Origin of the sequence: Segatella hominis (genome assembly GCF_019249725.2) — a bacterium.
Lineage (GTDB): Bacteria > Bacteroidota > Bacteroidia > Bacteroidales > Bacteroidaceae > Prevotella.
On the sequence record NZ_CP137559.1, the window covers coordinates 2,442,468 to 2,465,711 of the forward strand.

Here is a 23,244-nt window from a genome sequence, read left to right on the forward strand (position 1 = left end):
ATTTCGATATGAAACTCAATAAATTCAACATAATTGCCCCAGCAGTAGCTCTTCTGCTTTCAGCAAGCTTGAGCTCTTGCATGGATGACTTGAACAAGGGAAACATTGACCCTACTGTTGATGCCAATCCTAATATTACGGGCTTATACAGCAAGTGCTATGCTGGTCTTATCATGGAGGGTAATGACGGTAATGCCGATTTCACTATCGACGACGCAGGTAAGTCAACCCTTCTACGCAACCTGTTCAACTTCAACGAGGTACCTACCGACGAAGCTGTCTGCTGGTGGTCAGATGGCGGTATCGCAGATGTTGCCTACAATAAGTTCGATCCGGGTAATGCCACTCTGAAGAACCTCTACTATCGTCTGATGTCGAACATCTCTTACGAGAACCACTTCTTAAGTCTTGACGCTGCCAAGGCAGAGCCAACCAAGTATGCAGAGGTACGTGTCATTCGTGCCTACAGCTATTTCTTGATGCTCGACTTCTTCGGTGATCCAACATTCATTGATAAGATTTCGGCAGAGACACCACGACAGGCTCATACTTACAATTCAAAGTTTGAGGAAGGCAAGTCTTACACTCGTGCAGAGCTTCTTCAGTTGGGCCGTGAGTTCCTGTTCAACTGGGTAAAGGACGAATTGCTCGCTGCAGAGCCAGACCTGTTGGAGGCAAAGCCTGAGACTGACAGCGACCCAGACTATGGCCGTATTGATAAAGGCACATGCTGGCTGCTCTTAAGCCGTCTGTACCTCAATGCAGGTACATACCTTAACAACGATGGCCAGAACAATCAATATTGGGATAAGGCTCTCGAATATGCCGAGAAGGTTATCAATTCAGACTATAAGCTCTTCGATGACAGCAAGATGTCTGCAGAGGCAAAGGCTAATGGCTACAAGCCATACGACCTGCTCTTCATGGGCGACAATGGTTCAAATGGTGCAAGCTGCGAGGCTCTTCTTCCTTTGATGCAAGATGGTGACAAGACTCAGGGATGGGGTGGCTCGATGTTCTTTGTTGCAGCTCTTTGGGATGCTACGATGCAGACTGTTACAGATAAGGATGCTGCCACTACTGCCAACACATGGTCAGGTATGCGTGTTCGTCCACAATTCGTAGAGAAGTTCTTTACCAATCCAAAAGTTGTTGTAAACAAGTCAGCTTCCGAAATCCGTGCTATGAACGTTGATGACCGTGCTATCCTTTGGGGTAAAGGCAACAGTGACGGCGATCGTACTTTGGAGATTGGTGCTAACGATAAGTTCGTCAAGGGTATTGCAACACCAAAATGGAATAACAACTATTCTAATGGTGGTACTCCTCACGACAGCTATAACGTAGATATAGACTTCTTCCTCTTCCGTGTAGCTGAGGCTTACCTCAATGCAGCTGAGGCTGAGATGCACCTCAATGGTGAAAGCTCGGCTAAGGCAAAGAAGTATATCGATGCTCTTCGCAATCGTGCCCACGCTGCCGTACGTGCTTCTTATACTCTTAACGACGTGCTCGATGAGCGTGCACGTGAGTTATATTGCGAAGGTCTTCGCCGTACCGATTTGATTCGTTTCAATCAGTTTGGTGGCAGTCAGGCTACATACAATTGGGAACTTAAGGGTGGTAGCGCTAATGGTACAACCTTCGCCAAGACCTATAATGTATATCCTCTCCCATCATCAGAGGTTCTTTCTAACAAGAACTTGACACAGATTGACGGATATAACGAGGTTCAAAACTAAAGTATAAAAGAATTATTAAAGAAAACGCAATATGAAGAATAAATATATAATTGGTGCTCTGCTTGTCGGCATCATCAGCTTATTCGCATCATGTTCGGATGACAACGACTCTAACCCTACGCTGATTCAGCCTAAAGAGTTTGCGTTGAACACTCCTGCATATGCCAATGCGACTACGACTATTGATTTGGAGCATTCCACAGAACTTGGTCTTACATGGTCACAGCCTAAGTACACAGCAGACAATGCCCCTATCAACGCAACTTACGAGGTGCAGGTATCTCCAACCAACAGCTTCACAGTTTCTACTGATGAAGCTGCTGCAGACGAGAGTGGCGAAAAGGTGCCAGATTACGCTGTTCTTAGCAACACCACACAGAAATGTAATATTTCTGCCTCTGCAGAAGAAATGGACAAGGCATTGGTAAAGATACTTAAATGGACTGAAGGTAATGTTCCTGCCGAGCAGGAGATGTACGTTCGTGTTAACGCTTACATCCTTGAGGGCACAAGCCGTCTGAACCCTATCGCTTCAAACTCAGTAAAGCTCAACGTAAAGCCTTACTACATTGAGTTGAAGGATGCTGTTCCAACAATGTGGTATCTTGTAGGTAACATGTTCGGCGCTAAGTGGGCTGGCAACAAGAGCATTGGAGAAGACGCACTTCCTATGTTCCTTAAGCCAAACTTCTCTTACGACAAGAAGACTGGTGCTGGTGAGATTGAATACACCAACTACTTCCTTACCGGCGATTACAACGACAAGGCCGAGTGCGACGGAGCTGGTTTCAAGATTCTGCCTTCAGACTTCAACTGGGATTACAGTATGAACGCCATACTCAATAACGAAATCAGCGCTAAAAAAGGCACAATAGAAAATCGTAATGGCGGTGGTGACGGTGGTCATATCGTTGCTGCTGAAGCCGGTTACTACACCATTACAATCAACACTGCTGACAATACAGCCAAGATGGTGAAGTACGAGGGTAATGTAACCAACTATGGTACTATCCAGATTAGTGGTTCATTCAATGATTGGGCTGACACTCCAATGCTTCCTTACAACACTGAGGGCGTTGAGAACCACGCTTGGTACTATGTAATGGATGTTCCTGCCGGCGAGACTGCACAGTTCAAGTTTAAGATTGAAGGTTCTTGGGATACAAGCTGGGGCTATGGTGCAGAAGATGGCGCTATCAACATGTACGGAAAGTGTGATGCAGGTGGCAAGAACATCGGCTTGGCAGAAGGCAAGTATGTCATCTCATTCAACGACATCACTGGTTCGTTCAGCATCGTTAAATTGTAAAACATTTAAAGTATAGACAATTATGATTAAGAAAATATTATTGGGAATGACCCTGCTGATGGCTATGGTGTCTTGCACCGAAGACTACACAGATTGGGGTAACCCACAGTCAAATCCTCAGGAGGAAGCTGTATCATTCGGCGACGGTAGCGTAACTCCAGTTGATGTCATCAACTTGGCTAACGTTAAGACAGAGAAGGTAAAAGTAGCGAGCATTGTTGCTCCTACTTCTTCCGACGCAGCTTATACACCTAATTATAAGATTAACTTCGACGGTCAGTCATTCGACATTGATGCTGATGGCAACATGGCAACAGCTGAATTGACAAGCTATATCGTAGATAAGTATGGCAAGCGTCCTACAAAGCGCGACATCGATGCTACTCTTGATGCATGGGTAAGCAATGGCTCTACAGCCGTGAAGATGGCAACATCTGCAACATTCCAGGTTAAGGCTATTCCTGAGGCTCCAGTTATCGAAAACGGCTATTATCTCGTAGGCGACATGTTTAATGCCGAAGGCGTTGACGGCTGGAATACAGTTAGTGACAAGCAGGCATTCAAGCACAGCGATAAGGATGTATATGATGACCCTGTTTTCACCATCACATTCGAGACAACAAAGGCAGACCAGTACTGGAAGATCATTCCTAAGAAGAACATCGAATCTGGCAACATCTGGGCTGCCGGCGTAGTAGGTCCTAAGGTTGACGGCGACGCCAGCATGACTGGTGCGCTGACCAACGGTGACGCTAAGGCAGGTAAGATTGCTAAGGCTGGTAAGTATAAGCTCACCATCAACATGATGGACTATTCTTATACCATAGAGGAAGTAAACTACGATCCATTCATCTACTTCATCGGTAGCACAGATGGTTGGTCAAGTTCAGACCAGAAGCTCGCTCTCGTGGACGAGGCAAAGGGCGTATACACTGGTTATGTATATGTAGCCGATCCTAACGGAGCTGGTCTCCAGTTCAAGTTCCAGCGTGTAGCTGGAAGCTGGGACAACGAAATCAATGCTGGTGCATTCACCACATTCTCGGATGCTGCAACCAACGAAGGTGGAAACTTCGGTGTGAACGCTGGAGAGGGTGTCTACTACTTCGATGTTAATCTTGGAGAAGGCACCATCAAGGCAACTAAGGTTGAGACCATGGGCATCATCGGTGGCTTCAACAATTGGGGTGGCGATGCAGTCATGACTTGGAATGCTAAAGAGTATTGCTTCGAGGCAACAAATGTAGGTGTTACTGCCGATGGTTGGAAGTTCCGCATAAACGGTGGTTGGGACATCAACCTCGGTGGTAGTCTCAATAACTTGACAGCAGGTGGTGACAACATTGCTGTTGCTGGAAACACCATCAAGTTGTATCCTACAAGAAAGAAATCTGACAACATCTACTGCACAGTAAAGTAAGCATTTGTTTCATCATATAAGCACAGTATATTCAATAGGCGGCTCTCCAATCCGAGAGTCGCCTATTTTTTCTTTATCCCCATCCCTACATTTTTTCCTAAAACTTTGGAAGTTACAAGGAAATGTCGTATCTTTGCCAACGAATAGCAATATTGCATCCACAACCATATAGAGCGAAAGCAAATGGCAAGATTTATAGACCCACGTGTTGATTGGGCTTTCAAGAGAATATTTGGAAGCGAGGACACGAAAGAATGTCTGATAACATTCCTCAACGGACTGTTTGAAGACGAGTTGATAATCAAGGACGTGACGTTTGCCAAGACCGAAAAACTTGGCTTGCGCCCCGATGATCGAGGTGTGGTCTTCGATGTCTATTGTATCACAAACGAAGGCAAGCATGTCATCGTAGAAATGCAGAAAAAAGAGCAGGAATACTTTGCCGACCGGGCTTTGTATTACACGGCACGTGCCATTGTGCAGCAAGGCGTTCGTGGAATCTGGGACTATCACTTGGCCCCTGTCTATACGGTGTGCTTCATGGACTTTGTATCAGACAGTCCTATGCTAAAGGAGTTTCGCACCGACTTGGTGCTCACCGACTTACAGACACGCCAGCGAGTGTCCGACAGAATGCGTATTGTGTACCTCCAGTTGCCTTTGTTCGACAAGCATACGGAGGCAGAGTGTATGGATATATTTGATTGTTGGATTTATATAGTGAAGAATATGAATATGTTTGAGCAGATGCCATTCAGCGAGAAGTATCCAGTCTTCCGCAAATTGGCTGAAATAGGCGACCTCCGCAAGCTTACCCGTGAAGAACTTGAGCTTTATGACGAGGACATCAAGAATATGCGTGATATATATGCCACCAGAAAGTTTGACGAAAAGAAAGGAATGGAAAAAGGAATGGCGAAAGAAAAGATAGCCACAGCTCGCCGCCTCCTGTCAATGGACCTTTCTGATGAGCAAGTAGCAACAGCTACCGAGCTTCCGCTGGAGGAAATCCAGAAATTGAAGGAACAAGCCTGAACCGGGCTGAAGGCTCAGAAGCCCATAGCCCTGGGTAATTACGGACACAAAACTGTCGCCCTGTAAGGGCAAAAGCTTCAAAGTATCAGGTATTTACAAAGCTTTTGCCCTTACAGGGCGTATGCTGAATGCTATTATACCCAGGGCGATGCCCTGGGCTATGAGCTTCTGCCCCTTCAGGGCGTGTGGAGCCAACTTGCAAAATTTCTGTTTAACAATTCACCAAGGAACTTTTAGTTGAAATCAGCTTCTTATATGAGTACATAAACTACAACAAGCAACCGATAAATAAGGATGAACTGATCAAAAATTTTGATTGGTTCAATCATCTCAAGCATTCAACAAAGAGGGTGTGTCTGGTGAATTCATCAAAAGAAAAATTATTTTTCATCAAATTAATACCACAAATATCACACTTACGCTTAACTCTTTGATTACAAGCGCATAACGCGTGGCAATAAGGGATTTTTAATTGCCACCTTATTGCCACTTATTGCCACGCCATGAACCTGATGCGAAAATTCTGAGAAGATTCTTTTTTCGAATGAGGCTTACTTTATGGTGAAGTAAGGCTTACGTAACATTTAAAAGAGGCTTACCTGAAAGGCAAACAAGGCTTACTTGAACTTCAAATAAGGCTTACTTGAAAGACAAATGAGACCTACCAGATGGGAACCTGGATGCTTCTGAAATTACGTCCCGACGTATCTTGTACTACGTCGGGATGTATCTTTCACCGCGTCGGGACGTAATTTCTACTGTATCGGGTGAGATTTTACGGAAAAAGCAATGAAATCAACTAGCATTGAACTGAAAAATTTCTTCAGTTGGCAATGATTCCTCCTCTCTACAGCCATTGCGCTTTTTACGCAATAAAAAAAGAGATAGGCAAATGCAAACGTTTGCACAAACTTTTTGCTTGATTTACATCAAGAAAGAGAAGTACTAAAAGAATATTATCGTAACTTTGCAACAGTTATCAAAGCAACAACTCTAACTGAATAAATATGAAGAAAATCTACTTAACACTCGTTGCCCTCCTGGCAACCGTCAATATGTTCGCACAGGGTTGGCCTGCCAACTATAGCGGCGTGATGCTGCAGGGATTCTACTGGGATTCCTTCAGCGAATCCAAATGGACCAAGCTCGAAGCGCAGGCTCCAGAACTGGGACAGTACTTCAACCTCGTATGGATTCCACAGAGCGCCTACTGCGGAAATAAATCAATGGGTTACGATGACCTCTACTGGTTTTCCAACTACGAAAGTTCTTTCGGAAGTGAAAGCGAACTCCGCTCTCTCATCAAGACCTTCAAGAATAACGGCATCGGAACCATCGCCGACGTGGTAATCAACCATCGCAAGAACGTATCCACCTGGTTTGACTTCCCTGCAGAAACCTACAAGGGCGTAACTTACGAGATGAAATCTACCGATATCTGTGCCAACGATGATGGCGGCAAGACCAAGAAAGAGGCAGATAAGCAGGGCGTAAAGCTCAGCAGCAATAATGACACAGGCGATGACTGGGGCGGCATGCGCGACCTTGACCACAGCAGCCAGAACGTGCAGACCATCGTAAAGGCTTATCTTGACATGCTCCTCAATGACTTCGGCTACGCTGGATTCCGTTACGACATGGTGAAGGGATACAGCGGCAAATACACGGGTATCTACAACGATGCTACCAAACCTAACTATTCCGTAGGAGAATATTGGGATGGAAAAGTATCAGTAGTCAAGAACTGGCTCAACGCTACCAAGGTGAATGAGCAGATAACCAGTGCTGCCTTCGACTTCCCTATCCGCTACGTGGTGCGCGATGCCATCAAAGCCAACTGGTCGACCGTAAAGACCGATGGTCTGGCTAACGACCCAGCTTACAAGCAGTATGCCATCACCTTCGTAGAGAATCACGATACAGAATATCGCTCATCCAGCGAACAGCAGGACCCTATCCGCAAGGATACCCTGGCAGCCAATGCATACATCCTGGCATCTTGCGGTACCCCATGCGTATTCTACAAACACTGGATTGACTGCAAGCAGGATATCAAGGCGATGATCAACGCACGTCAGCTGGCTGGCATCACCAATACAAGCAATACCACCTTCAATGCCTTCAGGGGAGAAGGATATAACGGCATCAGGACCGTAGGCGACAAGGCAACATTGATTGCCATCGTAGGTCCTAACGCCAAGAAGTATCCAGCACCAAACACATACGCCGAACTGCTGAACGGCTACCACTACCGCTATTTCATGCCCAAGAAGGCAAACGTGGCTTGGGTGGATCTGGCTTCTGGAGATTACGAAGGCGTGATGAAGGCAAAGCTCGTGGCAGTAAGCAACGAGGATAATGCGCAGCTGGTTTATACAACCGATGGCACAGAGCCTACTGCCAGCAGCAAGAAGGCTAAGAGCGGAGAAGAGATTGAGATTCCTTTCGGCGAGACAACCCTCAAAGTGGGCTTGCTGATGAATGGTGCTGTCAGCGGCATTCTTACCCGTACCTATAAGGTAGAAAAGCCTGCAGCCTTCGAGCCATACGATATCACCGTGTATGCCAACGCCGACAAGGTGGGCTGGAAAAATGGCTTCAACTTCTGGGCTTGGTGCGAGAAACCTAATGAGAACCTGACCGTCTCTAAGACATGGCCTGGCGATAAGATTACCCAGGGCAAGGAGATCGAAGGCAAGAAATGGTATTATCAGACTTACAAGATCAAGAGCAAGGACTATAAGGTTTCATTCGTATTCAGTACAGGTACCGGAACTCCACAGACCGTAGATTTTACGGATATCAACAAGGATACCTACCTGGAGGTTCTGAATGAGAAGAACAATGAAGGTCACTATAAGATCAAGGATGTAACTGCCGATATGCCAACTACAGGCATCACCGATGCACCAGTCATCGACAAGGAAACAAGCACCAACAATGCCTGGTACACCCTAAGTGGTATGAAGATGACAAAGAAGCCATCGCAGGCTGGTATCTATATTCATCAGGGCAAAAAGGTAATTATAAAATAAAGAATCAAACCTGATATTTTAAAGTTACGGCAGAATACAATAAATAGATTTTAGGTTAGGCAAATAATTTTATTAGTTAGTTGGTTTTAGGTTTAAAAGAGGTATTCCCCAAAAGTGTTTTCGGGCAATACCTCTTTTGCTATTGTATTAAGATCTGAGCCATTTCATTCGTAAACTTAATTACTGCTCATTCTACTCTGTCTTTCATCTAAATATTTGGAGTAAAAATAGAAAAATCGTAACTTTGCAAAAGGTTTGAATGGGTCATTCAAGCCGAAAAGAAAAGTGGCATTGAAAATATTCCTCCAAAAGGAGTGAATTTCTCAGATTTAATTTGTATCTTTGCCATGTCATATCAGAATTTTGCTTGTTTATTTTTGCAACACTAAGATAAGTGAATTCTTCGACATGACAAAACCATGGGCAACTTTTTGTTGCTCAGGTACTCAAAAAGTTTAATTTACAATAGTGTTGCGGAATTAAGGACCACCTCTTCTAAACCAATCGGCATAGAGTAAAATCCATTAATACATACAATTAATAAATACAATTATGAAAGCTACAAGAATCATCACAACAGTGCTTATTGCGCTTGCCTCACTTGCAGCCAATGCACAGGAAGGAGCATGGAACGGCGAACTAAACATAATGGGAACTAAGTTGCCTTTAGTATTCAACTTCTCTGGCGACGGCTGCACCATGGATTCGCCTTCGCAAGGTGCTAAAGGAATACCAGCCGAGAAGACTATTAAGGACGACGGTACAATAAAGGTTTCGGTTGCGATGATTGGAGCCACATTTGAAGGAAAGATGGAGAATGGCGAAATTAAAGGTACATACACCCAAAATGGTTTCCCCATACCTCTTACACTAAAGCCCGGCAAACTTGTAGTTAAACGTCTGCAAACTCCGGTTGCTCCATTTCCATATAAGGAAGAGAACATAAGCTTCACAAATGCAGGATACACTTTCAACGGAACCCTCACCCTACCACAAAACTATTCTAAGACAACTCCCGTAGTGCTGATGGTTACTGGTAGCGGACAGCAGAACCGCGACGAAGAACTGTTCGATCATAAACCCTTTGCCGTAATTGCAGATGCATTAGCCCGTCAAGGCATTGCTTCCTTACGTTATGACGACCGTGGATGGAATGACAAGAATATTGATTTCGGTCAATTCACAACAGCCGATTTCCTCCAAGATGCCGCATCTGCCTTACCTTTATTGCGCAAGCGTTTCAACAAGGTTGGAATATTAGGACATAGCGAGGGCGGCACAATAGCCATGATGCTTGCAGCTGAAGGCAAAGCCGACTTCATTGTGTCGCTCGCTGGCATGGCAATATCTGGCAAAGAAACTCTCGTGATGCAGAACCGTCAGGCAATATCATCCTTAGGCCTGCCTAAGGAGATGGTGGATTCCTACTGCAATAACATATCAAATATTCTCGACGAGATTGCAAATGGCAAGAAGACAAGTGAGATAACCATCGACGGAGTGCCAGACAACTTAAAGCCTATCCTAAAAAGATCATTAGAGCAAGCCAACTCGTCATACATACGCCATTTCATAACTATAGATGCTGGCAAGCAGTTGTCCAAGATTAAATGCCCAGTGTTGGCACTTAACGGCACAAAAGACACTCAAGTGGACTGCGCCGCCAATACAACTATACTTGAAACTGGACTCTCCAACTGCAAGCACACTATAAAGAAGATTGATGGTGTAAACCATCTGTTCCAGCATTGCTCAACTGGCAGCGTTGTGGAATATCAGCAAATAGAAGAAACTATTGCTCCAGAAGTGCTGGAGACAATAACCAAGTGGATTAACGAACTGTAATAATAATTATAAGTGGGTCGGGCGAAGTGCGCTCGACCCAAACTGTCTATACCTATTAAAAACATTTTTTCTTTTTCATGTAGCAAACCATTCCAACCCTTAGTCTAAAGGGTAAAGAAAATACCAAATAAGACATAAATTATGAAAGAAAACGAACAACAATTCACCGACATTGTTCGTCGCAACCGTAGCACCATATATACCGTGTGGCACTGAACTAATGTTGACAGCCACAATAGTCATGAGCATATGGTTATTAATAGAAATAGGCTTTCATCTCATTGCCATAAATGCCGATACTGGCATGTGGTTTGTATTCTATGGTGGTGGCACAGGAGCCTTCATTGGTGTAGTTGCTGCATGGTGGATATACCGAAAGATGCAAAAGACCAATGACGAAATGATAAAGCAGATTGAGGAAATCAGCAAAGAACAATAAATGAAGCTCAAGAATAAAGCTATGAAAATTGCAGTATTCTGCTCTGCCAACGAGCATATCGACCCCGACTTCTTTAGCCTTACCGAGGAGTTTGGCAAATGGATGGCACAAAACCACCACGACCTAATATTTGGAGATACCAACCATGGACTTATGAACTGCATAGCCAAGGTTATGCACCAAGGAGGCAGACGTGTTATAGGTGTTGTACCTTCACTTATGGAAAAGGGCGGACGTATGTCCGATTATATTAATGTTGGATTGATGGAACATTAAGGACTCAAAAATGCCCTATAAACAAGGGTGGGAAACTTTAGTAAATAATCCTTTGTTTCATCATTGAAACAACAACATTCAACAGGCGACTCTCCATTCCGGAGTCGCCTATTTTTTTCTTTACCACCCTCGCTATATTTTCCCCCAAAAACTTGGAAGTTACGAGGAAAAGTCGTAACTTTGCGGCAAATTAGAAATAACATTAAAGTAAAGCAATATGGATGTAGCTATAAATAAAATAACAACAACAATAACTGTTCCACAAGTTGACTTCAACTTATTAAAGGAACTGGCAAAGAAGTTTGGCTGGGTTATTCAAACCGAAAAGAAAAGTGGAATTGAAGAAGCCATAGAAGATGTTAAAGCTGGCAGAGTATATCATGCAAAAGATGCTCACGACTTGATCAAACAGTGCTTACAATGAAATACTCTATTGACTTTACAAACAAATTTAAAAAGTCTCTTCGAAAAGGAGTAAAACGTGGTCTAAATCCAGTTCTCATTGAAAAAGCAGTAGAGAAATTAGCCAATGAGGGTAAACTACCACCATCATATAAATCACATAAACTTCATGGAAACTTTGAAGGTATATGGGAATGCCATATAACCCCTGATTGGTTGATGCTATGGGAACAAAACGACGAAAAACTAACGTTGCTGTTCCTCAACAATGGAACCCATAGCGATTTGTTTTGACAATAATATATTGAACTTTCGTAAGGGAGGAAAAGAATATGGATAGTTTGAAGGCTTATCGTGATGTCAAGAACTCTATAGATACGGCTTTGGAAAAGGGGCGTGAGGAAGGTATGGCGAAAGGTATGGAAAAAGAAAAGATAGCCACAGCTCGCCGCCTCCTATCAATGGGGCTTTCTGATGAACAAGTATCAACGGCCACAGAACTTCCACTGGAGGAAATTCAGAAAATGAGAGTATGAGGAATATCCTTCTCTACCCAGGTATATTTTTCTCCCTGCCCACGCAAGAATTTTTCCGTGGGCAGGGAAAAATAAAAGTGGGTACATGGACGGAAAAAATGAAACCGAATTTCGTCAAAATGTCAGTCATCATGTAGATGTAATTCCACTTTATGCCATGAGCAATTTGTGCAAACGTTTGCACGGTTTATTCACTTGATTTGCATCAATTGATGATACAGGCTAATCAAAATTATCGTATCTTTGCCACCGTAATAACAATACAAACCTACGATAAAAATAGATTAACAAGCAAAAGTATATTAACAATAGTTCGTTAATAATTCAATAATGTGCTAAGCAGCTATACGCTGTAAGCACGAGAGATCTTTGAAAATCTTGCTAATTAAAGTTCGGTTCGGGGTGTACCCGCTTGCTTTAAAAATTCGTTTCACCAGATAAATGTTGGTCATCAGTGACTTGAATGAAGACATAGAATATTCCATTCCCATCTCCTTCATAGTTACCTTGGCAACATTTAGTGATGTGAACGAAGCATTGAAAGCAAAATCGAGTTTCCACTTATCGCGAGCCTGGCAGTCCATAAGACCAGTATAGCCTTTGGCGTCACGAAAGCAAAATTCGATCTGGAACCTGGTTCTATAATAAAGAAGTACTTCTTCACCCGAAAGTGAGGTGTCTGTAGAGAAGAATAGTTTCTTCTTGCCATTCGGCATCTGCCAGATGACAAGTCTAACTTTACACCTGAGTGCCTTGGAATAGGCTATCAAAGTATAAGCTGTTCCTTCTATATCTTTCATCTCCATCTTCTCCATTCGAGTGAGGTCAAGATTCTTCATATCAATCTTGCCATCCTTGGTCTTGGGGCGACCACGTTTTCCAGTACGTGGACCAGCATAGACATAAAAGAGACAAGCATTGTCACGAAAGCGGCTTATCAAAGAGAACCCTTCTTTCTTTATCCCATTAACAAATGTACTTGTAGAGAAGTAAGCATCTGCAACTATGAGGGTTGAGAGTTTAAGAAGTTCCTTGCGGTAACGCTTAATGACGCTGATATAGAAATCTACCATAGTCTTGTTTCTAAGACTCAGTTCTTTATTACTTAGCGACTGGTGTGCTTTTAACATCATGCAGTCTTTGGCATCAATATCAATGAGGCCAATACCCATGATTTCGAGACCATGTTTAACAGACTGAGCACATCCTGACCAAAAACGACCGATATGTGGTGTTTTCTTGCCAGCTTTACTGATGTAGCTGGGATCAATGGCAATAGCCCATCTTCCCTGTTTACCCAAGAAGCGCTTGGCAAGTGAGACATTAAGTTTGAGCCAATCAATGCACTTCGACTTTTTCAAGCCGAATGCGTTGCGATAGGTTTGCTCAACATGCAAGCCATACCTCCCCATTTGGGTGAAATTTATCTTTCTTGGTATTACCATGAACAAAATTATCACCTCGATGAGTATTTTCTCGAAACTTTTTGTTATCTTTGCAGCTGAATCTTCAACTGCATCTTTAAAGATATCCATATATTGGTCAAGTCCTGTATTCATGTAATATTGTATTTGTCGTGATCTACAAAGTTACTGAAAATCAGCGACTTGACCAACTTTTTACAGTTAAGTTTTCATAAGCACTTCTTAATATAAGTTATTGATTTACAGACGATTAAATATTAATTTAACGCAGTATTGTATTAACATGAAGAAATTATATTTCACCCCTCCTCGCCACAATGGCACTTACTCTCGGAGCTTGTTCAAGTAGCAACGACCCTGATATTCCAGAGCCAATTCCTACCCCAACTCCAGAACCAGAGCCAGAACCTGAACAATGACGAAGGTACAGACGTGGGAGCTAAATATAGATGTAAAAGAAATCACCAACACTGCATACTTCGAAATCGAAGCAACCAGTGAAAGCAGTAAACATAAAGTAAAGGATGTTACAGCAGAATATAACAAATAGAGTTTAGTTTAGGCATACAATTTTTATTAGTTAGTTGGTTTTGTTTTAGGTTTAAAAGAGGTATTCCCAAAAAGCGTTTTCGGGCAATACCTCTTTTGCTATTTTATAAAGTCAAGATATATTGCCCAAATTGTGGTTCTCGGTTTGGGCACTTATTGCCCGCCTCGTGAGCAACGGTTGCTCATCTCATGTTCATCGGTTCCCCATCACGTGATCCCCGAGGGACCGCTTGAAGGGCATAGCAGGAACTTGTAGTTTCCTATATTTAGTTGACTACATAGTTCCTTATTCCTATTGTAAGTTGACAATTATTTTCTCTATTCCTAATTCTACTTGTCAATCTTCTATCTTATTCCTAGTTAGTATTTACATACTTCATTCTAGTTCCTAATAGAAGTAGACAAAGGACCCACCCCTAGGGGTGGATCGCGGTTTTTACAATTTTGCTGCAAAATTAATCATTTTTCCTGAACTGACAAGGATTTTATGTACTTTTCCCTATAACTTGTCCAATTTTTCTTTAAACTTCCCTTTTGTTTCGCAGCTTCCTTTGGTGTTAGCATCCCGATACTTCCATGAGGGCGTAACTCATTGTAAAAGTGTACTGCCCTTTCTAAAGCCTCTTCTACTTCCTGTAAAGAAGTAAAAGAAAGCCCCATGAATAACTCGTTCTTCAACGTGTTATTGACACGCTCTGCTACAGCATTATCCTTCGGATTGCCACATTCTGTCATGCTAGGTATGATACCGTATTCCCTTAGTAATTTGATGTATTCGTTACTAGCATATTGTACACCTCTATCGGAATGATGGATTGGTGTAATAATATCCTTATAACTTTCCATGCGCATTAAGGCCATGTTTAGGGCTTTCAAAGGGAACCTGGTGGAGAGTGACTCACCGACAGAATAGCCAATGATTTCTTTTGTGTAATAATCCGTAATCAAAGAAATGTAGCAGAAATGATAAGTGCCTTGTTCGGCATCATCCCAAATCTTCTGATATGTAATGTCGCTCACCCAAACTTCATTGGGTGATGATGGTATCAGTTCTTTTATCTTGTTGGGGTATGTGGGTAACCCATGACGAGAGTCCGTTGTACGAGGTTTTCGGTTGGAAGAACGCACTCCCAACTTGTACCTTGATATTATATCCTCGAAACGGCAATGTCCCATGGCGTTCTCTTCTCCAAACTCCTTGCAATACATCAGCCAGAGTTTACGACCGCCGATACCTGGATCTTGCTTTCTAATAGACTTAACATACTCTATTACAAACGATTCCTCTGCCAAGGCTGCAAGCATATTGTCTTCGTGCTGATAATACGCTTGACGAGTAAACCCAAACAGTTTACAGAGGCCAGAAACACTATAGTTTTTGTCCTCTGCACGAAGTTCCTTTACTGTTTGGGTCCAGATTTTTTTCGCACAGGAATCTTATAAAGACGCTCTGCAATATCAATCATCTTGTTATAGGCGGCAGCTGCCATCTTTGCCTCATGGAGTTCTTGCTCCATAGCTGCCAAGCGTTTCTTCAATTCAATGTTCTCCTGCGAGAGATTTTCTGGTGTTGCATTTTGCTTCATTTCTTCTACGATTTGTGGATTATTGGTTGCAAAGTTACCAAGAATTCTGTAAACTGAAGTACTGCTAATTGACATTTTTGCCATAATTTCTCTAACTGGTACATGATACTGATAATAACTGCGAGCTATGCTCAACGCTAAATCCATTTTGTCTTTGTCCATATTTGTTATTTTTAAGTTGATTTATACTGTGTCAACTTTTTCTAGGACAAGACAACTTCTCATGCATACTGAATACAAATCCACTTCGCAAAGAAGCGGTCGCTTACTAAATAACCATTAGGAGTCTTGCTTACCAACTGCTTATCCACCAATGCCTTCAACGCAGTTTTCACGCTGCTCGTAGCAGGAAGCTGATGGGATCTGATAAACTGCTGGCTCAAAGGCGAACTCACCAGTCCCTCTCGAGCTATTGCCAATAGAAGCAACTGCTGATTCTCCGTAAGCCAGGCACAATAGTTCTGATAAGCCATCGCCTGTTCATCTATCAACTCCTGAACCACCTCATCTACCAATGACTTCGTAATCTCAGAAGAACCATGCTCATAAATGCCATGCAATATTGCCTGCACATACCACGTTACACAATCCGACTGCTGATAGATATAAGAAAAGGTGGATTCATCTATTGACCTGTGCTGAGAGGACAGAAGACGATTGGCAAATTCCAAATACACCTGCTCTTCGATACAAGGCAAAGACAACACCAAAGAACTCTGGAAGAAAGGACGGTTGGCAGACAGAAACATCTCCTGCATCATGTGCTGCTGACTGCCAGAAAATACGAAATATACATTCGGCAAAAACTGGATATAAGAACGAATCATTGCCTCTACCCCATCCTCAGGATAGTTTAATATCTGCTGAAACTCATCTATGGCGATGTAGCAGCGCTTACCTGACTGCTTCAAATACTCAAATATTCGCTTCAAACTCTCCTTACCCTCACTCGGCTTTAAATCTAAAGAAAAAGTAGGAATTCCTGTCAGTTCATCTATCGTCAAAGTAGGTCGCCAACTACTGAAGAACTCCTGAACTTTACGAAGGGCCGATTGAGAAACCGTATCAAGTTTTCCGATGATTTCAGAAGCCATGATTTGCACCATTTGCTCCAGGTTTTTGGTGGCAAAAATATCGAGGTAGAAACATTTCACCCCTTCATATTGCTCCTCCATCTGATGGAAAACATGATGTATCAAGCCCGTCTTACCCATACGACGAGGGGCGACAAGCGTGATGTTACGCTCATTATGCAGCGTAGAAATCATCTTCTCGGTTTCTTTCTGGCGGTCGCAAAAATACTCTGCTCCTTTATAACCATACACAACAAAAGGATTGTTCAATGTTGCCATATCTCATCATTATTCATTACACAAATAACCATTGCGCTTTTTACGCAACGCAAATTACGCAATAAAAAACGAGATAGCCAAATGTTTTCGAGATTTTTAATAATAATTACACGAAAACGGACTGCTTCAAATACGTTCTATCTCGGGGTGCGCTCTATTTTCAATACCTGATCACAATAATCTACTACGGCAGGGCGATGCGTGATGAAGATAACGGTCTTATCATGCGAAGCCAAGATATTCTGAAGGAGTTGACGCTCGGTTTCTGGATCCAATGCACTCGTAGCCTCATCAAAAAGCATGATGCTGCGATTGCGCAACAGACTTCGGGCTATGGCAATACGCTGTGCCTGTCCTTCACTCAAACCTCCTCCCTGCTCGCTGCAAACCGTATCGAGTCCTTGTGGCAATTCCATCACAAAGTCGGCACAACTCGTATGCAAGGCTGCCTGCATCTCCTCATCAGTTGCATTCAACTTGCCTAATCTCAGATTATCACGGATGGTTCCACTCATCAGGGTATTGCCCTGAGGAACATATACGAAGTTGCAACGGTGGCGAGGCGACAGTTCTCCCTGCTTTTTCGACGAATGATAAATCTCAACTTTTCCATGCTGAGGACGGAGCAAGGCCAAAAGCAGACGGATAAGCGTAGTTTTTCCTGCACCCGTTTCTCCCAAAATAGCCGTACAGCTGCCCGGACGGAAATCAAAACTCAGATGATTGATGATATTCGTCTTGTCCAATGACTGGTTCTGATACAAGATTTTTTCCTCTGGAGAAGCCTCAGCCAACTTATAACTATAGCAGACATCCTTCAGTCGGATACCGCAAGGCGAAGGAATCAGGATTGGCTCTCCCTGTTCCTCCAGCGGATTTTCCTCCAGTTCCATCAGTCGCTCTGCTGCCGTAAAGACACTCACGAAGGCAGGAACCAACTTGGTAAGGTTTCGTGCCGGAACCTGTATCTTATTGACCAACTGCAGGAAAGCCGTCATGCCTCCGAAGCTCAGACTGCCGGCACTCATACGAATGGCCGCCCAAAGGAAAGCCACGAGATAACCTAAGGCAAAACCGAAGTTGACTATCAGATTACTGAACACGCTAAACATCGTACGCTTCACCACGTGTCCACGCAATTCCTTCTGTGTATTCTCAAGTTTATCCACCATCGCATCATCCTTCTCCAAGGTCTTGATGAGCATACGATGCTGGATAGTTTCCTGCAGCACACTCTGCACCTTACTGTCTGAATCACGCACCTGGCGGGTCAGTTGGCGCATCTTTCCCACATAGATTTTGGAGAAAGCCAAGAAAATCGGAATCATGATGACGATAACGATAGAGAGCACCTTGTCCATCGAGAAAAGATAGAAGAAGGCACCGAGAAACATCGCTAATACACCCAGCGTATTCGGGATGGTCTCCGTCAGGAAATTCACCACATTGCTCACGTCCGTCTCCAGTCGGTTGAGCACATCTCCCGAATGCATCTTTTCCCTACCGTGCCATTCAGAACGGAGGATACGATCGAGCATGCGCTGCTGCATACGGTTTTGCGCCTTGATGCCCAAGAGATTACGAATCCAGACGGAAGAAACATTCAGGGCGAAGTCGGCAAGAATCAGGAAGCCCATGAGAGCAACAGCCCAATAGATATCGCCTTCCACCACATGAGAAGCAACATCTATGGCACGCTTAACCGCCCAAACCTGTGCCAGACTCACTCCCACCGAGAGCAAACCCACGGAAGCATTGAGGACAGCCTGCAACTGGTTGCCCCGCCATGCCTGCCAAAGCCAAATCAGCAAGGTCTTGGCATCATACTTAAACTTTGGAACCTTGAATATCTTCATCCATCTAAGCATTTGAATTCTTCACTCTTCGTTCTTCACTCTTCACTTAAAATCATCTTTCCCTCTGGTCAGCGCCCCACATCAGTTTCTCTCTCAGCGTAGAGAAATAACGCTGGTTGCGCTGCTTCACGATTTTGATAGAATGCGCAGCTTTGCGGATGACAAGACTGGTTTCCTCCGTCATGCGCTCACTTCTACCATCGATAGCCACGAGATAATTATGGCTGCGGCTCTCGATGTCCAGTTGGATTTCAGCCGTATCATTGATTACGATAGGACGGATATTGAGACTGTGCGGAGCAACAGGAGTGAGGCAGAGACTTCCACTCTGCGGGATGATGATAGGTCCGCCATTGGAGAGATTATAGGCAGTAGAACCCGTAGGCGTGGTAACGATCAGACCATCCGCCTGATAGGTAACCAAGAATTCCCCATCCACATGAGTACGGATGGAAATCATGGAAGCATCATCACGCTTCAAAACGGCAATATCATTGAGGGCAAAAGGATTGCCTGCCAATACGCCGCCCCTCGCCTCTACCTGGATAACCGCATGTTCCTCTATCTGGCATTCCCCGGCATAGAGGCTGTCCAGTGCAGTCTCTATTTCGCTTGGCAACACATCAGCCAGGAATCCCAATCGGCCCATGTTGATACCGATGATAGGAGTTCCCTTCGCCCCCACCTTACTGGCAGCCTTGAGGAAGGTTCCGTCGCCGCCCATGGAGATGACGTAATCCACATCGAAGTTGTAATCCTCGAAGACACCCGCCACCTTCACATCCAGATGGAGGTCGCGCACGAGAAAGTCGTAATAAGCATTTTCCACATAGATCTCAGCCTTCTTCTTTTCCAGAAAAGCCAGGATAGTTTCGATGGAAACCGACTTCTTAGCCTGGTATTCATTGCCAAATATTGCAAATTTCAAATGTTGTTCTGCCATTTGTTTTGTCATTTCAATTATTATTGTTACTTTTGCAAAGGTAATAATATAAATCGAATTATTCAACAAAAAAGATAAAATTATGGCAAAGGTATATGAATTTCTTGCCAATGGCTTCGAGGAAATCGAAGGTTTGGCTCCTGTTGACATCCTCCGCAGAGGGGGCGTAGATATCAAGACGGTCAGCGTTACCGGTAGTGAATTTGTGGAAACTTCCCACGGAGTTACCATCAAGGCCGACCTCCGTTTCGAGGATGTTGAGAGTTTTGAAGATGCCGATATGCTGATGATTCCTGGTGGAATGCCGGGCAGCACCAACCTCAATGAGCATGAGGGAGTACGCCAGGCACTCATCGCCCAGCACAAGGCAGGCAAACGTGTAGGTGCCATCTGCGCAGCGCCTATGGTATTGGCCAGCACAGGCATACTCGACGGCAAGAAAGCTACCTGCTATCCTGGTTTCGAACAGTATTTCGATGCCAGCACAGAATATACAGGCACCCTCTTCCAGGAAGATGGCAATGTGATTACAGGTGAAGGTCCTGCAGCCACCCTTCCTTATGCCTACCAGATATTGAGTTATTTCGTGAGCAAGGAAACCGTGGCTGCCCTGCAGGACGGAATGATGTATGATCATCTCATGAAGAGCAAGTAAAAAGAAAAATATGGATTACGTAATTATAGTAGCCGGGGGCAAAGGGCTCCGCATGGGAAGTGAGATTCCCAAGCAGTTCTTGCCAGTAGCAGGCAAGCCTATCCTGATGCGCACCATCGAGCGCTTTCATGAATACGATGAGCATCTGAATATCATCTTGGTATTGCCGGAAAGCCAGCAGGAATACTGGCACCAGCTTTGCGAGGAGCATCATTTTGATATCAAACATCAGATTGCCAATGGTGGCGACACCCGTTTCCAATCTTCGAAAAACGGACTTGCACTCATCCCCGATGGTGAGGACGGTGTGGTAGGAATCCATGATGGTGTGCGCCCATTCGTCTCTATCGACGTCATCAGCGAATGCTACGAGACGGCACGCGAGGAATATGCAGCCATCCCTGTCTATGCGGTGACTGAAACCCTGAGATATATTGACAAGCGTGGCGGTGGCAAGAATGTGCTCCGTGATGATTATCGCATCGTGCAGACTCCACAGACCTTTGACATCAGTTTGGCAAAACAGGCCTTCAACCAGGGTTACAAGGAACAGTTTACCGACGATGCATCCGTTGTAGAAAGTCTCGGCTGTCAGGTAGCGATGGTGGATGGAAATCGAGAGAACATCAAGATCACCACCCCATTCGACATCAAGATCGCTGAAGCATTGTTATCAGAATAAGAACAAGAGAATTCTTCTCTCTTCACTTAAAAATATGAGTAGTATTTTAGACCAAGACATCATGTTCCTGCCTGGCGTAGGACCCAAAAAGAAAGAGATACTGAGCAAGGAGCTCGGTATCAACTCCTATGGTGACTTGCTGGAATACTACCCTTATAAATATGTAGATCGTTCGAGGATTTTCCACATCAGCGAACTCACCCCCGACATGCCTTATGTCCAGATCAAAGGTCGAATACTAAGTTACGAGGAGTTTGATACTGGCAAACGCAACAAGCGTCTTGTTGCCCATTTCTCCGATGGCTTCGGCGTGGTCGATTTAGTCTGGTTCCGCAGTTCCCAGTACATTCTCAAGACCTATCATGTAGGTACCGAATACATCGTCTTCGGCAAACCAGCCCTCTTTGGTGGCCGCTATCAGTTTGCCCATCCCGACATGGATGATGCCAGCAACCTGCAGATTTCAGAAATGGGAATGCAACCTTTCTATAATACCACCGAAAAGATGAAGAAGTACGGATTCTCCTCCCGCACCATTGAGAAGCTCACCAAGACTTTGGTAGGACTGCTTCCTCAATTGTCCGAGACATTACCCGACTCCATCACCTCCCGCCTGCATCTGATTTCCCGCGATGAAGCCTTCCGCTTCATCCACTATCCGCATACCCATCAGGAGATGCAGAAAGCACAGGTGCGACTCAAGTTTGAGGAACTCTTCTATGTGCAACTTAATATATTAAGGTACGCGAGCGACCAGCGGCGCAAATACCGTGGCTACATCTTCAACCGAATCGGCGACATCTTCCATGATTTCTATGCCCACCATCTTCCTTTCGAACTCACGGGCGCACAGAAACGGGTGATGCATGAGATCCGTGCCGATATGTGCAGCGGCCGACAGATGAACCGGTTGCTGCAGGGCGACGTGGGTTCTGGTAAAACTCTCGTGGCGCTGATGACCATGCTCATCGCCCTCGACAACGGTTATCAGGCCTGTCTGATGGCTCCTACCGAAATCCTTGCCGAACAGCACTTGCAGACCATCCGTGAATTTCTCAAGGGGATGGACATCCGGGTGGAACTGCTCACGGGTATGGTGAAGGGAAAGAAGCGCAAGGAAGTGCTCGATGCTCTGATTCGTGGAGATGTCCAGATATTGGTGGGCACACATGCCATCCTCGAAGACCCCGTGATGTTCGCCCATCTCGGTGTAGCAGTCATCGACGAGCAGCATCGCTTCGGAGTTGCCCAGCGTGCCCGCCTATGGGCAAAGAGCGAGAATCCGCCTCATGTATTGGTGATGACCGCCACGCCTATCCCGAGAACCTTGGCGATGACCATCTATGGCGATCTCGACGTGAGTGTGATAGACGAACTTCCGCCAGGCAGAAAACCCATCCTGACTTTGCATAAGTTTGACAACCAGTTGACCAGCCTCTACCAGAGCATCCGCCGTCAGATCAATATGGGCAGACAGGTTTATATCGTCTTCCCGCTGATCAAGGAGAGCGAAAAGAGCGACCTCAAGAACTTAGAGGAAGGATTTGAAACGCTGAAGGAAGCCTTCCCGGAGTTCCGCCTCAGCAAGGTACACGGACAGATGAAACCGGCAGAGAAGGAAGAAGAAATGGAGCATTTCGTGAAGGGCGAGACGCAGATATTGGTAGCCACCACCGTGATAGAAGTGGGTGTGAATGTGCCCAATGCCTCCGTGATGGTTATCCTCGATGCACAGCGCTTCGGACTTGCCCAACTCCACCAGCTCAGAGGCAGAGTGGGACGAGGTTGCGACCAGAGTTACTGCATCCTCGTCACCAGCTATAAGTTGTCGGAGGAAACCCGCAAACGCATTGATATCATGTGTGATACGAACGATGGATTCCGCATCGCCGAAGCCGATCTCAAGTTCAGAGGACCGGGCGATTTGGAAGGAACCCAACAGAGCGGAATGGCTTTCGACCTGAAGATAGCCAATATTGCAAGAGACGGACAGATTGTACAGTTGGCACGCACAGAAGCACAGACCATCATCGATGCCGACCCACATTGCAACCTGCCTCAGAATGCCCTGCTCTGGAACCGACTGAAAGAAATGAAGAAAACCCATATCAATTGGGCTGCAATCAGTTAGGGAAACCATGACCGGGATTAAAAAGAG

The 23,244-nt window shown here is 44.7% G+C and carries 20 protein-coding genes; 14 read left to right on the plus strand and 6 right to left on the minus strand.

What is annotated here, in order from left to right; translation table 11 throughout:
* Positions 1–8: 8 nt before the first annotated feature.
* The 11 genes from KUA50_RS09955 (at position 9) to KUA50_RS10005 (ending at position 12,039) form a co-directional block, all read left to right on the plus strand.
* A complete protein-coding gene (locus KUA50_RS09955) occupies positions 9–1,742 on the plus strand; it encodes a RagB/SusD family nutrient uptake outer membrane protein (protein WP_218456977.1) in 1,734 nt (577 codons plus the stop codon).
* A 31-nt stretch (positions 1,743–1,773) separates the two neighbouring features.
* A complete protein-coding gene (locus KUA50_RS09960; RefSeq protein ID WP_218456976.1) occupies positions 1,774–3,051 on the plus strand; it encodes a SusE domain-containing protein in 1,278 nt (425 codons plus the stop codon).
* 22 nt (positions 3,052–3,073) lie between these two features.
* Entirely contained in the window at positions 3,074–4,471 is a 1,398-nt protein-coding gene (locus tag KUA50_RS09965; protein WP_218456975.1) for a DUF5115 domain-containing protein, read from the plus strand.
* 183 nt (positions 4,472–4,654) lie between these two features.
* A complete protein-coding gene (locus KUA50_RS09970; protein WP_218456974.1) occupies positions 4,655–5,506 on the plus strand; it encodes an Rpn family recombination-promoting nuclease/putative transposase in 852 nt (283 codons plus the stop codon).
* 1,007 nt (positions 5,507–6,513) lie between these two features.
* Positions 6,514–8,541 (plus strand): alpha-amylase family glycosyl hydrolase, encoded by a 2,028-nt coding sequence (locus tag KUA50_RS09975; protein WP_218456973.1) that lies wholly within the window; start codon positions 6,514–6,516, stop codon positions 8,539–8,541.
* 552 nt (positions 8,542–9,093) lie between these two features.
* Entirely contained in the window at positions 9,094–10,386 is a 1,293-nt protein-coding gene (locus KUA50_RS09980; RefSeq protein ID WP_218456972.1) for an alpha/beta hydrolase family protein, read from the plus strand.
* Positions 10,387–10,627: 241 nt separating this feature from the next.
* A complete protein-coding gene (locus KUA50_RS09985) occupies positions 10,628–10,825 on the plus strand; it encodes a hypothetical protein (protein ID WP_218456971.1) in 198 nt (65 codons plus the stop codon).
* 21 nt (positions 10,826–10,846) lie between these two features.
* Complete coding sequence (locus KUA50_RS09990) at positions 10,847–11,101, plus strand: hypothetical protein (protein ID WP_218456970.1); 255 nt, start codon at positions 10,847–10,849, stop codon at positions 11,099–11,101.
* A 217-nt stretch (positions 11,102–11,318) separates the two neighbouring features.
* Positions 11,319–11,525: a hypothetical protein gene (locus tag KUA50_RS09995; RefSeq protein WP_134843702.1), complete on the plus strand. Its 207-nt coding sequence runs from the start codon at positions 11,319–11,321 to the stop codon at positions 11,523–11,525.
* A complete protein-coding gene (locus KUA50_RS10000; protein ID WP_134843703.1) occupies positions 11,522–11,797 on the plus strand; it encodes a type II toxin-antitoxin system YafQ family toxin in 276 nt (91 codons plus the stop codon). Before KUA50_RS09995 ends, KUA50_RS10000 begins: the two co-directional genes overlap by 4 nt.
* A 38-nt stretch (positions 11,798–11,835) precedes the next feature.
* A complete protein-coding gene (locus KUA50_RS10005) occupies positions 11,836–12,039 on the plus strand; it encodes a hypothetical protein (RefSeq protein ID WP_218456969.1) in 204 nt (67 codons plus the stop codon).
* Between the two features lie 335 nt (positions 12,040–12,374).
* Here the strand turns inward: KUA50_RS10005 and KUA50_RS10010 are convergent, their stop codons facing one another.
* From KUA50_RS10010 to KUA50_RS10035, 6 genes are all read right to left on the minus strand, one after another.
* On the minus strand, positions 12,375–13,598 hold the full coding sequence (locus KUA50_RS10010; RefSeq protein ID WP_217752555.1) for a transposase: 1,224 nt from the start codon (positions 13,596–13,598) through the stop codon (positions 12,375–12,377).
* An 873-nt stretch (positions 13,599–14,471) separates the two neighbouring features.
* On the minus strand, positions 14,472–15,431 hold the full coding sequence (locus KUA50_RS10015) for an IS3 family transposase (protein ID WP_218458244.1): 960 nt from the start codon (positions 15,429–15,431) through the stop codon (positions 14,472–14,474).
* Positions 15,413–15,760 carry a hypothetical protein gene (locus tag KUA50_RS10020; protein WP_218458243.1) on the minus strand — a complete coding sequence of 116 codons (348 nt, stop codon included), beginning with the start codon at positions 15,758–15,760 and terminating at the stop codon, positions 15,413–15,415. The genes KUA50_RS10015 and KUA50_RS10020 overlap by 19 nt, the downstream gene beginning before the upstream one ends.
* Positions 15,761–15,819: 59 nt before the next feature.
* Positions 15,820–16,950 carry an AAA family ATPase gene (locus tag KUA50_RS10025; protein ID WP_022109672.1) on the minus strand — a complete coding sequence of 377 codons (1,131 nt, stop codon included), beginning with the start codon at positions 16,948–16,950 and terminating at the stop codon, positions 15,820–15,822.
* Between the two features lie 137 nt (positions 16,951–17,087).
* Entirely contained in the window at positions 17,088–18,806 is a 1,719-nt protein-coding gene (locus KUA50_RS10030) for an ABC transporter ATP-binding protein (protein ID WP_256624385.1), read from the minus strand.
* Positions 18,807–18,858: 52 nt separating this feature from the next.
* Complete coding sequence (locus KUA50_RS10035; protein WP_022109674.1) at positions 18,859–19,749, minus strand: NAD kinase; 891 nt, start codon at positions 19,747–19,749, stop codon at positions 18,859–18,861.
* An 82-nt stretch (positions 19,750–19,831) separates the two neighbouring features.
* Here KUA50_RS10035 and KUA50_RS10040 point away from each other — a divergent pair, with 82 nt between their 5' ends.
* The 3 genes from KUA50_RS10040 to recG are packed head-to-tail and all read left to right on the plus strand — an operon-like array spanning position 19,832 to position 23,217.
* Positions 19,832–20,404 (plus strand): DJ-1 family glyoxalase III, encoded by a 573-nt coding sequence (locus KUA50_RS10040; RefSeq protein WP_118119752.1) that lies wholly within the window; start codon positions 19,832–19,834, stop codon positions 20,402–20,404.
* 10 nt (positions 20,405–20,414) lie between these two features.
* Positions 20,415–21,086 carry a 2-C-methyl-D-erythritol 4-phosphate cytidylyltransferase gene (locus KUA50_RS10045; RefSeq protein WP_022109682.1) on the plus strand — a complete coding sequence of 224 codons (672 nt, stop codon included), beginning with the start codon at positions 20,415–20,417 and terminating at the stop codon, positions 21,084–21,086.
* Positions 21,087–21,120: 34 nt separating this feature from the next.
* Entirely contained in the window at positions 21,121–23,217 is a 2,097-nt protein-coding gene (recG, locus tag KUA50_RS10050) for an ATP-dependent DNA helicase RecG (protein WP_218458179.1), read from the plus strand.
* Positions 23,218–23,244: the final 27 nt, after the last annotated feature.

Excerpts from the sequence above, each read along its gene's own strand:
- KUA50_RS09955 (WP_218456977.1), top strand. The coding sequence starts at position 9 with ATGAAACTCAATAAATTCAACATAATTGCCCCAGCAGTAGCTCTTCTG.
- KUA50_RS09960 (WP_218456976.1), top strand. The coding sequence starts at position 1,774 with ATGAAGAATAAATATATAATTGGTGCTCTGCTTGTCGGCATCATCAGC.
- KUA50_RS09965 (WP_218456975.1), top strand. The coding sequence starts at position 3,074 with ATGATTAAGAAAATATTATTGGGAATGACCCTGCTGATGGCTATGGTG.
- KUA50_RS09970 (WP_218456974.1), top strand. The coding sequence starts at position 4,655 with ATGGCAAGATTTATAGACCCACGTGTTGATTGGGCTTTCAAGAGAATA.
- KUA50_RS09975 (WP_218456973.1), top strand. The coding sequence starts at position 6,514 with ATGAAGAAAATCTACTTAACACTCGTTGCCCTCCTGGCAACCGTCAAT.
- KUA50_RS09980 (WP_218456972.1), top strand. The coding sequence starts at position 9,094 with ATGAAAGCTACAAGAATCATCACAACAGTGCTTATTGCGCTTGCCTCA.
- KUA50_RS09985 (WP_218456971.1), top strand. The coding sequence starts at position 10,628 with ATGAGCATATGGTTATTAATAGAAATAGGCTTTCATCTCATTGCCATA.
- KUA50_RS09990 (WP_218456970.1), top strand. The coding sequence starts at position 10,847 with ATGAAAATTGCAGTATTCTGCTCTGCCAACGAGCATATCGACCCCGAC.
- KUA50_RS09995 (WP_134843702.1), top strand. The coding sequence starts at position 11,319 with ATGGATGTAGCTATAAATAAAATAACAACAACAATAACTGTTCCACAA.
- KUA50_RS10000 (WP_134843703.1), top strand. The coding sequence starts at position 11,522 with ATGAAATACTCTATTGACTTTACAAACAAATTTAAAAAGTCTCTTCGA.
- KUA50_RS10005 (WP_218456969.1), top strand. The coding sequence starts at position 11,836 with ATGGATAGTTTGAAGGCTTATCGTGATGTCAAGAACTCTATAGATACG.
- KUA50_RS10010 (WP_217752555.1), bottom strand. The coding sequence starts at position 13,598 with ATGAATACAGGACTTGACCAATATATGGATATCTTTAAAGATGCAGTT.
- KUA50_RS10020 (WP_218458243.1), bottom strand. The coding sequence starts at position 15,760 with ATGGACAAAGACAAAATGGATTTAGCGTTGAGCATAGCTCGCAGTTAT.
- KUA50_RS10025 (WP_022109672.1), bottom strand. The coding sequence starts at position 16,950 with ATGGCAACATTGAACAATCCTTTTGTTGTGTATGGTTATAAAGGAGCA.
- KUA50_RS10030 (WP_256624385.1), bottom strand. The coding sequence starts at position 18,806 with ATGAAGATATTCAAGGTTCCAAAGTTTAAGTATGATGCCAAGACCTTG.
- KUA50_RS10035 (WP_022109674.1), bottom strand. The coding sequence starts at position 19,749 with ATGGCAGAACAACATTTGAAATTTGCAATATTTGGCAATGAATACCAG.
- KUA50_RS10040 (WP_118119752.1), top strand. The coding sequence starts at position 19,832 with ATGGCAAAGGTATATGAATTTCTTGCCAATGGCTTCGAGGAAATCGAA.
- KUA50_RS10045 (WP_022109682.1), top strand. The coding sequence starts at position 20,415 with ATGGATTACGTAATTATAGTAGCCGGGGGCAAAGGGCTCCGCATGGGA.
- recG (WP_218458179.1), top strand. The coding sequence starts at position 21,121 with ATGAGTAGTATTTTAGACCAAGACATCATGTTCCTGCCTGGCGTAGGA.